9 protein-coding genes are annotated in these 12,022 nt (G+C 45.0%); 3 read left to right on the top strand and 6 right to left on the bottom strand.

Annotation, left to right across the window (positions count from 1 at the left end):
• Positions 1-10: 10 nt before the first annotated feature.
• On the bottom strand, positions 11-1,009 hold the full coding sequence (locus PV783_RS02690) for an alpha/beta fold hydrolase (RefSeq protein WP_420987034.1): 999 nt from the start codon (positions 1,007-1,009) through the stop codon (positions 11-13).
• A gap of 264 nt (positions 1,010-1,273) precedes the next feature.
• Between PV783_RS02690 and typA the strand changes: the two genes are divergently transcribed.
• Positions 1,274-3,082, top strand: a complete 1,809-nt coding sequence (gene typA, locus PV783_RS02685; RefSeq protein ID WP_079471395.1) for a translational GTPase TypA — start codon at positions 1,274-1,276, stop codon at positions 3,080-3,082.
• A gap of 235 nt (positions 3,083-3,317) precedes the next feature.
• On the opposite strand, the gene recA is transcribed toward typA, so the two are convergent.
• The 5 genes from recA to PV783_RS02660 all read right to left on the bottom strand — a co-directional run bounded on the left by recA (position 3,318) and on the right by PV783_RS02660 (position 8,331).
• Positions 3,318-4,328, bottom strand: a complete 1,011-nt coding sequence (recA, locus tag PV783_RS02680; protein ID WP_079471393.1) for a recombinase RecA — start codon at positions 4,326-4,328, stop codon at positions 3,318-3,320.
• A gap of 596 nt (positions 4,329-4,924) precedes the next feature.
• Entirely contained in the window at positions 4,925-5,620 is a 696-nt protein-coding gene (locus tag PV783_RS02675) for a hypothetical protein (protein WP_079471392.1), read from the bottom strand.
• Positions 5,621-5,630: 10 nt separating this feature from the next.
• The gene (gene rpoN / locus PV783_RS02670; protein WP_235015971.1) at positions 5,631-7,055 is read right to left on the bottom strand and encodes an RNA polymerase factor sigma-54; all 1,425 of its coding nucleotides are present in this window, start codon (positions 7,053-7,055) and stop codon (positions 5,631-5,633) included.
• Between the two features lie 149 nt (positions 7,056-7,204).
• Complete coding sequence (locus tag PV783_RS02665; protein WP_079471776.1) at positions 7,205-7,804, bottom strand: ribonuclease HII; 600 nt, start codon at positions 7,802-7,804, stop codon at positions 7,205-7,207.
• An 86-nt stretch (positions 7,805-7,890) separates the two neighbouring features.
• Positions 7,891-8,331 (bottom strand): hypothetical protein, encoded by a 441-nt coding sequence (locus tag PV783_RS02660; protein ID WP_079471390.1) that lies wholly within the window; start codon positions 8,329-8,331, stop codon positions 7,891-7,893.
• A 205-nt stretch (positions 8,332-8,536) separates the two neighbouring features.
• On the opposite strand from PV783_RS02660, the gene PV783_RS02655 reads away from it, so the two are divergent.
• Complete coding sequence (locus PV783_RS02655; RefSeq protein ID WP_111577260.1) at positions 8,537-10,699, top strand: S46 family peptidase; 2,163 nt, start codon at positions 8,537-8,539, stop codon at positions 10,697-10,699.
• A gap of 151 nt (positions 10,700-10,850) precedes the next feature.
• A complete protein-coding gene (locus tag PV783_RS02650; protein ID WP_420987033.1) occupies positions 10,851-12,017 on the top strand; it encodes a porin in 1,167 nt (388 codons plus the stop codon).
• The last annotated feature ends 5 nt before the right edge of the window (positions 12,018-12,022 follow it).

The following is a 12,022-nucleotide window of genomic DNA, read 5'->3' as shown; positions in this document are numbered from 1 at the left end:
AAATTCCCTGTTATTCCTGCAAAAACTTCAGCAGGGGAGCAATGAACTTCGTATAGGCTTCAATGTGGGGAAGATGTCCTACACCTTCAATGGGAACGAGTGTGGCGTGTGGAATTTTTTTCGCAGCATTGTTTCCCAGTTCAGGGTAATTCCCCATTGTTTTGCGCACTTCTTCCGGGACATTGGCTTTGCCTAAAGCGGTGCGGTCGCGTTGTCCTATAATGAGGAGGGTGGGGGCGGTAATATTTTGAAACTCATACAGTACCGGTTGGGTAAAAATCATATCGTAGGTGAGGGCGGAGTTCCAGGCAACCAGCGAGTAGTCGGGGCTGCTGGTCCAGCTGGCCTGTAGCTGTGCCCATTTATCGTAGGTGGGCGACCACTTGCCGGCGTAATAGCTGTCCATCATATATTGTTTGATCTTCTCATAGTTCTGTTGCAGTTCTGCTTTGTACCATTTATCTACTGACTGGTAAGGTACTTTCACTTTCCAGTCTTCCAGCCCGATGGGGTTTTCCAGGATCAGTTTCTCGGTTACTTCCGGGTACATCAGGGCGAACCTGGTGGCCAGCATACCGCCCATTGAATGGCCGAGCACTGCTGTTTTGGTGATGTGCAGGGAGTCGAGCAATGTTTTGGTGTTTTGCGCCAGCAGCTGAAAACTATATTGAAGGTGTTCTGGTTTGGAGGATTTACCAAAACCGATCTGATCCGGGATGACAACGCGGTATCCGTTATTGCTGAGGTCTGCTGCGGTGCTGTCCCAATAGGCGCCGCAGAAATTTTTGCCGTGGAGGAGTACAACTGTTTTGCCATTGGGGCGGGAGGGTTGAACATCCATGTAGGCCATTTGAAGGGCCTGCCCCTGTATTTGTAATTTCAGGAAATGCACCGGGAACGGGTATTTATATCCGGAGAGGGTGATATCCTGGGCTGGTATTTGTGCATATATCCGGGAGGAGATGAGGGAGAGGCAGATGATGGCGAGGATATATAATTTCTTTTTCATGAAGGCGGTATTAAGCAGTTAAAACGCAGTGGGGTGGGACAAAATTGACGCCATAAAACTATTTGTTTGCAATATTTGGATATAATTAATTGTAAATCAATGATAACCAACCGATTGCAAGAGCGATTTCCGGGCTGACCAAATGATTACATTTATTTAAAACGTGACACCCTCATTCTCGCTATGTTTTCGTACCTTTGCGCCTTCTTTTTGTAGCTATTAGCGTAAATTTAGTTAATGGCTGATAGCTAAAGATTTAAGTATATGAACATTCGTAATATCGCAATTATTGCACACGTAGACCACGGTAAAACTACTTTGGTTGACAAAATCCTTCATCAGGCTAATGTATTCCGGGCTAACCAGGAATCAGGCGAACTGATCATGGATAGTAACGATCTTGAAAGAGAGCGTGGTATCACCATATTCAGCAAGAACGCATCTGTTGAGTACAAGGGAACTAAAATCAATGTGATTGATACTCCGGGCCACGCCGACTTTGGTGGTGAGGTAGAAAGGGTATTGAAAATGGCTGATGGTGTTATCCTGTTGGTAGATGCTTTTGAAGGTCCTATGCCGCAAACCCGTTTTGTATTGCAGAAGGCTTTGCAGCTGAATCTGAAACCTATTGTTGTTATCAACAAGGTAGATAAAGCTAACTGTCGTCCTGATGAAGTACACGATGCAGTTTTTGAATTGTTCTTTAATCTGGATGCTACAGAGGAACAACTGAACTTCCCGACATTTTATGGCTCTGGTAAAAATGGCTGGTTCAACAGTACATTAGAGCAGAGTGAAGATATTTCTCCGTTGATGGATGGCATCCTGGAATATGTTCCACAGCCAAAAACTCCGGAAGGTAACCTGCAGATGCAGATCACTTCACTGGATTACTCTTCTTTCCTGGGTCGTATTGCTGTAGGTAAAGTGGCCCGTGCTTCTATCGAAGAAGGACAGTGGGTTACTTTGATGCAGACAGATGGTACCAGCAAGAAGCAGAAAGTGCGCGAGCTGTATATCTTTGAAGCTTTAGGTAAGAGAAAAGTAACTAAAGTATTTGCCGGCGATATTTGCGCGGTAGTTGGTATTGAAGGTTTCAACATTGGTGATACTATCGCTGATGCAGAAGAGCCGGAAGCATTGCCAATCATCAGTGTGGATGAGCCTACCATGAACATGTTGTTTGGTATTAACAACTCTCCGTTTTTTGGTAAAGATGGTAAGTTTGTTACTTCCCGTCACCTGCGTGACCGTTTGATGAAGGAAACTGAAAAGAACCTGGCACTGCGTGTAATGGATTCTGACAGTGCTGATAGCTTCATGGTGTATGGTCGTGGTATCCTGCACTTAGGGGTATTAATTGAAACCATGCGTCGTGAAGGTTATGAGTTGACTGTTGGTCAACCTCAGGTAATTGTGAAGCATGTGGATGGTAAAAAATGCGAACCGTACGAAACCCTGGTGGTAGACGTTCCGCAGGATTTTGCCAGCAAGGTAATTGACCTGGTAACCCGTCGTAAAGGTGAGATGCTGATCATGGAAACCAAGGGTGAAATGCAACATCTGGAGTTTGAAATTCCTTCCCGTGGTTTGATTGGTTTGCGTACACAAATGCTTACTGCTACTGCAGGTGAGGCAGTAATGGCGCACCGTTTCAATGATTACAAACCATGGAAAGGTGCTATCCCAGGCCGTAATAACGGTGTGCTGATTGCCAAGGAAGCTGGTACTACTACCGGTTATTCCCTGGATAAGCTGCAGGATAGAGGATCTTTCTTTGTTGATCCGGGAGAAGAAGTATACAAGGGTATGATCATTGGTGAAACCAACAAACCGGGCGACCTGGTGGTGAATCCGAATGAAGGTAAGAAACTGACCAACATGCGTGCGAGCGGAACCGATGGTGCTGCTAACATTGCACCTAAAATACTGATGACACTGGAAGAATGTATGGAGTACATCCAGCATGACGAGTGTATTGAAGTTACTCCTAACTTTATCCGTATGCGTAAGGTTATACTGGATGAGGAAGAACGTAAGAGATCAGCTAAGAGCATGAAAGCAGAAGCTTAATTGCCTTTGTTTGTAAGATAATAGTGAAAAACAAAGCCGCTCCGTTTTACGGGGCGGCTTTGTTTTTTGGAGGAAGTAGAGGGGAGACTTCACTCCCGGGCAAAAAAATCCCCGCCCAGGATAAGGCAGGGATGTGCATACTAACCCAATGCTTACTAAAACTAAAACTAACTTCTATGTATGTTTAAATACTAAGTTTCAATTCAATGCTTATTCAAATCAATAGCAGCCAATATTAAGCGGCATCCTGCTTTTCCTGAATCTTCACTTTAATCTTTGCTTCGATTTCTGCTGCCAGTTCAGGGTTATCATTCAGCAGTTGTTTCACTGCATCACGGCCCTGGCCTAATTTATTGGTGTCATAGCTGAACCAGCTACCACTTTTCTGAACAACGCCATATTCAACACCCATGTCTATGATTTCTCCCGTTTTGGAGATACCCTGACCGTAAACGATATCGAATTCTGCCTGGCGGAATGGCGGTGCTACTTTATTCTTCACCACTTTCACTTTCACGCGGTTACCGATTGCTTCGTCGCCATCTTTAATCTGGCTCATGCGGCGGATATCCAGCCTTACAGATGCGTAGAATTTCAACGCATTACCACCGGTGGTAGTTTCAGGGTTACCAAACATAACACCTATCTTTTCACGCAGCTGGTTAATAAAGATGCAGCAGCAGTTTGTTTTGGAAATGGTGGCCGTTAATTTACGCAGTGCCTGTGACATCAAACGGGCCTGTAATCCCATTTTACTTTCACCCATTTCACCTTCCAGTTCACTTTTTGGTACCAGGGCGGCAACAGAGTCAATTACGACTACATCTACTGCTCCGGAAAGGATCAGGCGATCTGCTATTTCCAGTGCCTGCTCACCATGATCCGGCTGTGAAATCAACAGGGAATCCACGTCAACTCCCAGTCTTCTTGCGTAGCTGCTGTCAAAAGCATGCTCCGCATCTATAATGGCGCAAATGCCGCCTTTTTTCTGTGCTTCAGCGATTGTATGGATGGCGATGGTTGTTTTACCGGAAGACTCTGGTCCATATATTTCAATGATCCTTCCCTTTGGTAAACCGCCAATTCCAAGTGCGATATCAAGGCCCAGGGAACCCGTGGAAATAATCTCCATCGGCGCTTCTGCTTTTTCCCCCATCATCATCACAGATCCCTTACCGAAATCTTTCTCAATCTTGTCCATTGTGAGGCGCAGGGCCTTCAGTTTTTCTGCATTGGCTGTAGACATATAAGTAATGTTTTTACAAATTTAATAGATAGCTGATCACAATTAGAAAGCAAATTAATTGGATTGCTAAGTTATGATCTAATTTTTTATTTTCCTAAATATTTTAGCATTTTCTTTTAATTGCTAAATAAAATAGTAATCTTTTTCCGTGCTGTTCAAGAACTTCCTGTCAAAAAAAATTTATTCTTAAGATCTTAAAAGGGTTAACCCGCAATGGCATAACAAAGATGCGAACCCATTACGCATTGAATATGCGTAACAACAAAACCTCAAAAAAATAATTATCCGCAGGAAGTGAGAATTCTACTGCATTTTTAAAAAGCGTAGTTATACGCTTGAGTATCAGCGCAGAAAGTTTCACTTTTGTAGTGTCAAGTTTAGTTGTTGAAGTTAATCCCCTACTGTTTGTTAAAATTGTTTGTTAGCCTGCCTTGCGGCCTTGCATCCATGTGAGGAAGAAACGGTGAAGCGGTCAAGGTTAAACCCCAAAATTTTTTTATCGCCATTCTAATATGTTGTTCTCCCTGATCCCTGGCTGGTGGCTGACTTGTTTCAGCATTTACCGGCAGGGGAGCAGGGATAGAATGGTGAAATGCCTATTTTACAAGTATCCAGCAAGCGGCCAGCTGCGAAACGATCCCAATCAGGAAACCAATATAGATTTCACGCGGTTCATGCGCTTCCAGTACCAGGCGGGACGTAGCCACAATGCCGGCTACAAAGAAAGTAATGACCAGTGGTATGGAGACGTTCATATGCATTCCCCACATCAGCGATAGTAAAAGACCTATCACGCCGCCCCAGCCTACGGTATGCATGCTGGTTTTTATAAAGTTATTGCTAACAAAAGCGATGGAAACACTCAGGAACACGCCCAGGAAAAACGCCGTGTAGAACTTTGGCGCCCTGCCTTCCTGCTGAAAAGTATAAAACGCCCAGAAGTAATAGGTGATCATGGCCACATAAGGAATGATCCTGTCGCGCTGGGTTTTCATATGAACGGAAGAAACAAATTTCAGCGCCTTGGCCAGTAAAAGCGTGAGCACCGGAAACCCGATACTGATAATAGCCACCCTGAAATACAGCATGTCGAAGGCAAACCTTTTGCTCAGCGGCTTAAAGGCTACCATGTATTCCGGAATGGATTCCAGCACCAGGAATGTCACCAGCAGGGGAATGAACAGTGGATGTGAGAGATAGGAAATGATCAGTGCCAGGGATTTCATTGCCTTTGGAAACTCCGGCTCCAAACGTATATTTCCGTTCCGGTCTAAAACAGCTTGTTCTTGCATGGTGTGGTTCTTATAATTCTTTACGTAAACGGGCTACCGGAATATTCAGCTGCTCCCTGTACTTTGCCACCGTACGGCGGGCAATGTTATATCCTTTATCCTGCAGCATTTTTGTGAGGTTTTCATCACTGAGCGGTTTACGTTTGTTTTCTGCTTCAATGAGGTCTGACAGGATCTTTTTTACTTCCCGGGTGGATACTTCCTCGCCGCTGTCGGTAGACAGGGATTCGGAGAAGAAGAATTTCAGTTTGAAGGTACCGAATTCGGTTTGTACATATTTACTGTTGGCCACGCGGCTTACGGTAGAAATATCCAGTTGTGTACGATCCGCGATATCTTTCAGGATCATAGGCTTCATGGTGGTTTCATCTCCCGTAAGGAAAAATTCGCGCTGGTAATCCATGATAGATTCCATAGTGGATAACAGCGTATGTTGCCGCTGCTTGATGGCATCTATAAACCATTTGGCAGCATCAATTTTCTGTTTGATAAACAGTACGGCTTCTTTCTGGCGTTTATCTTTCTTGTCGCCCCGGTCGTACTCTTTCAGCATTTCGCGGTAACCACCGGAAATGCGCAGATCGGGAGCATTACGGGAATTCAGCGTGAGTTCCAGTTTACCGGCGTTGTTTAAAATAAAGAAGTCGGGTAGTACGTAGCTCTCCGCTTTATTCAGCGTAGCAAAATTGCCGCCTGGCTTAGGTGTGAGCTTGATGATCTGGGTAATGGCTTCTTTCAGTCCTTCGTCAGAAAGGCCTAATGCCTTCTGGATCTTCTCATAGTGCTTCTTGGTAAATTCGTCGAAGTAGTTTTCGAGGATGAGGTAGGCGTTGTGTACGCCGGGATCGTCCTGTGCTTTACGTTTCAGCTGAAGTAAGAGGCATTCTTTCAGATCGGTGGCGCATACGCCTGCCGGATCAAAATCCTGGATCTTTTTGATCAGGGAGTTGATTTCTTCTTCAGTGGTGTCAATATTCTGCGAAAAGGAGAGATCATCCACCATAGAGCTGATTTCCCTGCGCAGGTAACCGTCGTCGTCTATGCTGCCGATGATATGTTCGGCAATGGCGTTCTGGTGGTCGTCCAGCTCGAGCATGCCCAGCTGGCTCAATAAGTGTTCATGGAAAGATGTTTCCACCCTGATCGGGATGGTTTTATTGCTTTCGTCCGGATCAGGATAGTTATCATCACGCAGCTTGTAATCCGCCACATCATCATCTCCTTCACTTACATACTCAGAAATATCGATATTGTCGTACTCATTTTCACTGCCGTCGGGTTCAAATTCATCTTCTTCCGCCGGTGCTTCGTACTCTTCCTGTTCTTTGAACTCGTCTTCACCTGCCTCTTCGCCATATTCCAATGCCGGATTTTCTTCCAGTTCCTCTTTGATCCTCTCTTCCAGGTTCACAGTAGGTACCTGCAGCAATTTCATGAGCTGAATTTGCTGGGGTGAAAGTTTCTGTAATAATTTCTGCTGTTGTGTCTGCTTTAACATAATTATTCCCTGTCAGGGCAAAATTAATAAGTATAAGGTTAACAGAGCGACTCGCTGTCAGCATTTAGCTTTTAGATAACGAAAAGCTATAAATCCAGTTCCAGCTGCTCCGGCAACAAACGGAATGTTTTGCGGTGAAATGGCGTATCGCCAAATTCCCGGATGGCATCCCGGTGTTGCCTGGTAGGGTATCCTTTGTTCTCATTCCAGCCAAAGTGTGGATATGTGGCATGTAACTGCTGCATATATTCATCACGATAGGTTTTGGCCAGGATGGAAGCTGCTGCAATAGAGGCATATATGCCATCGCCTTGTATAATGCAGGCGTGTGGCGTATTGCCGTATGCATAAAAGCGGTTACCATCTACCAGTATAAATTCAGGTTGCTGCTGTAACTTCTCCAACGCCAGGTGCATAGCTTTGAAAGAAGCTTTCAGTATATTTATCTTGTCTATTTCCACATTATCTACACTTGCCACGGCATAACATACTGCTTTTTTTTCAATCACCTTTCTCAGCTTTTCCCGGTCTGCCGGTTTCATCTGCTTGGAATCGTTCAGCAACGGATGTCTGAAATTCTTTGGCAGAATGACGGCCGCAGCAAACACAGGACCCGCCAGGCATCCTCTTCCGGCTTCATCGCAGCCGGCTTCTGTTAATAATTCCTGATAGTAAGAAAGTAGCAAATCCAAATCTATTAAGCCGGGTAAAATTACAAGATTAATGTTCAAGGAACAAGGATTGTGGAATTTTGAAGCAATACCGCAGCCCTCTATTCATCTTTCTTAAAGAGATCTTTAAAATCCTGTTTGAAATCTGTCCACTCCTTATCAGATTTTTTCATCAGCTGGTCGGCGGCTGCCCGGGTGCTGTCCCATTTATCGGCGCTGCTGTTTTTTACGTCTTCCAGCTTTTTGTTCATCTGTGTTTTCAGCGTTTCCAGTTTTTTCCGGGCAGCCACACTTTTCTCGTCTCCTTCTTTCTTTAACTCCTCCGTGGTTTTGTCTATTTCCCGGATACGCTCCTGAATAGCTTCTTCCGCCTGTTTCTTTTGCTCGGATAAATAATCGCCCGTGCTGCTGGCGGCAGATTTTATATCCTGCCCGGCTTCTTTAATGTCTTCCTTTATTTCTTCTTTCTTTTCCTGTTGAGTGCTACTCTCGTTACAGGCAAATAAAGCGGCAATGCCCGCCAGTAAGAATATCTTTTTCATGTTCCGACGATTTTTTTGTGTTTTTAAATACTGGCACAGCCTTCCGGCCGTACCCCTTTATCAAAACATATTCCAGTTTTTTTGTTCACGCCCGGATCATATTTTAATATTTATCAGATGTTTGTGGCCATTGGTCCTTATACCTGCGCCCGGTAACAAAAAATTAGCTAGGTTTGAGGTCCTTAAAAACAAAACCTGACTTAATATGAGAAAAAAATTACTGGTTTTGCTCTTATTGCTTAGCGTAAGTATCAAATGGGCTAAAGCAGATGAGGGCATGTGGTTGCCTTATTTACTGGGGCAGCAAACGTACAACGACATGGTGAAGAAAGGATTGAAGCTGACGAAAGAACAGTTGTACAGCATTAATAAAGCATCCCTGAAAGACGCCATCGTTATTTTTGGTGGCGGCTGTACCGGTGAAATTGTAAGTAATGAAGGCCTCATTTTTACTAACCACCACTGCGGCTACGGCGCTATTGCCGCCGCCAGTTCTGTAGAACACAACTACCTGAAAAACGGTTTCTACGCAAAAAATAAACAGGAAGAAATTGCTTCTTCCCAGCTGTCTGTACAATTCCTGGTAAGAGTGGAAGATGTGAGCAAGGAAGTGGAAGACGCCCTGAAAGGACTTGATGGCGCTGCAAGAGCCCAGAAAGAACAACAGGTATATGGCGAAATTATCGCTAAAACCATTGCCAACACCGGCTATGAAGCGAAGGTGGTGCCTATGTTCAAAGGCAATCAATACCTGCTGTTTGTATACGAGCGCTATAAAGATATCCGCCTGGTAGGTACGCCTCCTGAAAGCGTGGGTAAATTTGGCGGTGATACCGACAACTGGGAATGGCCCCGCCACACCGGCGACTTCTCCGTGTTCCGTGTATATACCGGTAAAGACGGCAAGCCTGCTGCCTATGCCGCAGACAATGTGCCTTTAAAGCCAAAACATTTCCTCCCGGTATCTATCAAGGGGGTAAAGGAAAATGATTATGCCATGATTTTCGGTTACCCCGGTGGTACCAACCGTTATGAAACTTCTTACGGCATACAGCTGAAAACTGCTATCGAAAACCCTTCCGTGGTAAATCTCCGCGATGTAAGACTGAAGGCTATGTTTGAGCAGATGAAGAAAGATCCTGCGGTAAAACTGCAGCTGGCATCTTCCTATGCCGGAATAGCCAACTACTGGAAGTTTTTTGACGGTGAAACAAAGCAACTGCAGAAACACGGTGTGCTGGCCGATAAACAAAAACAGGAAGCTGCTTTTGCTAAATGGGCACAGGGCAAACCTGAATTTGCCAATATCCTTTCCGACTACGAGGCAGCCTATAAAGCATGGACTCCCTACGCCAAACAACGCACTTACCTGAATGAAGGTATCATGGGTTCCCCGGTAGCGGCTTTTGCGGCTTCTCTAACGGCCGTGGAAAGAGCACTGGTAACACCGGGCGCTCCTAAAGATGCCGTTAAACAGGCAGTAGATGCAGCTGATAAAGCGCGTAAAGCATTCCTGGAAGGAGAAAACAAACCATCCGACCAGAAAATCCTCGCAGCTACCTGTCATATGTTCTACACAGACATCTCCAAAGATCAACATCCGATTGGTTTTTATGATGCACTGAAAGCAAAATACGGTCCTCTTGATGAAGACAAAACATACAATACCTGGGCTGCTTCCTTAATGGCCAACACGTTTATTTTTGATGATGCCAAATGGAACGCATTTGTAGCAAACCCGGATGCAGTAACCCTGCAGAATGATCCGGTATTCGCCTATGCCAACGCATTCATCAAAAATTATGTAGGTAAATACCTGCCGTTATATAACCAGTTCAATACAAAGAATAACGATCTTGGCCGGGCTTACCTGAAAGGTGTTATGCAGATGAATCCTAACGCCAACAGGTATCCTGATGCCAACTTTACCATGCGCTTATCTTATGGCCAGGTAAAACCATATTCTCCGCGTGATGCCGTGCACTACGACTACGTAACCACCATGAAAGGGGTAATAGAGAAATATGTACCGGGTGATTATGAATTTGACCTGCCTGAAAATTATGTTGACCTGTACAATAAAAAAGATTTCGGTCAGTACAAAGATGCCAAACGCAATGATATTGTAGTAGGCTTTATCACAACTAACGATATCACCGGCGGTAACTCCGGCTCTCCTGTTATCAACGCCAACGGCGAACTGATTGGGCTTGCTTTTGATGGTAACTACGAAGCACTGAGTCATAAAATTCAGTTTGATTCCGAGTACAATCGTACTATCTGTGTAGATGTACGTTACGTACTGTGGTGCATTGACAAACTGGGCGGTGCAAAAAATATTATTAATGAGCTGAAACTGGTGAAATAACCGACTGGTAAGCATTTGATCAGAAAGTCCCGCACTGGTAGCCCCGGTGCGGGACTTTTTATTGCGGATTAACGCTGTTTTACTGAAAACATTTTTTTGTTGCATGGTGTTATCCCCATAGGCTGTTTCCAACATCTAATAACAACCGTGCATGCATAAACGAACCTTATTCCTTGCTATCCTGTTTTTTGTCTGTGTCTTTTCTGCCAGCGCATCTGCATGGCCGCCGGGAGATACTACTGCCAGGGATTCTTCTATCGAAAAAATAGCCGGATTTATCAAGAAGATATCTTTCGGGGGTGTTTTCCAGGCCAGGTATACCGGGTCGCTGGTGCGTGATGTGGATGTAAACGGGATGCATCAACCAAATGCAGAAGAAGTAGTGCGAAACAGTTTCAGTATCAAGCGTGCGCGTTTACAGGCCAAAGCGCAGGTAAGCGACCGTTTTACGGCAGCAGTGCTGATTAACCTGGCTGAATTTTCCGGAGATACCAAAGGGAAGGTCCTTGAAAATGCGTATATCTCTTACCGTTGGAACGATGCAGTTAACTTCACCGTGGGGCAATTCCGGCCATCTTTTGGTTTGGAAGATCTGTACCCTGTAGATATTATCCAGTCGATGGATTTCTCCAATCAATACGCTGCGTTCGGCAGCAACGGCTGGCAAAGCTTCCAGATCGGTGTGTCGATGTTCGGGTCATTTAACCAGGACAGTAAGATCCCTATGAAGTATGCTGTTTCCGTGGTGAATGGGAACAACCGCAACCAGCCATCAGATAACGACAACGGCAAACTGGGAACGGCCCGGCTGGAATTCGGAGAGATGAATAAACTTTCGCTGGGACTGAATGGAGGCTTTGGCGCAGTGAAACGACAGCAAGTGTATGCTGTGGGAGTAGATGTGAGCGGCGTAATTCCGCTGGCGCCCAAATGGGATCTGCAGTTGCAGTCGGAATACAAACAAGGTAACAATCACCAGCTCTATTACGCCCTGCCAGACAGTATCCGCGGTGGGGAAGGAGTAGGCCGTTATATTATGGATGGAATATACGTGCTTCCCAATTTGCGCTATAAGATCAGCTATCATAAGCTGACCTCTATCGAGCTTTCCATGCGCTATGAATATTTTGATGAAAACAAAAAACATAATGGCGCTATCCGGCAATCCTATATCCCCATGGTCAGCCTGGCTTTTCTGAAAGATTATGGTGGCCGTATTCAGTTAGGAATGCAGATAGACCAGTATAACAAAGATATTCCCGGAACAAAAACGCATAACAGCAACCTGCTGATTGTGCAGGTACAATGCAGGTTTTAATAAAT

The sequence above is a fragment of the Chitinophaga sp. CC14 genome (assembly GCF_048957795.1).
GTDB lineage: Bacteria > Bacteroidota > Bacteroidia > Chitinophagales > Chitinophagaceae > Chitinophaga > Chitinophaga ginsengisegetis.
Note: the sequence above shows the minus strand (reverse complement) of the source record. Positions and strands in the feature narration are given on the sequence as shown.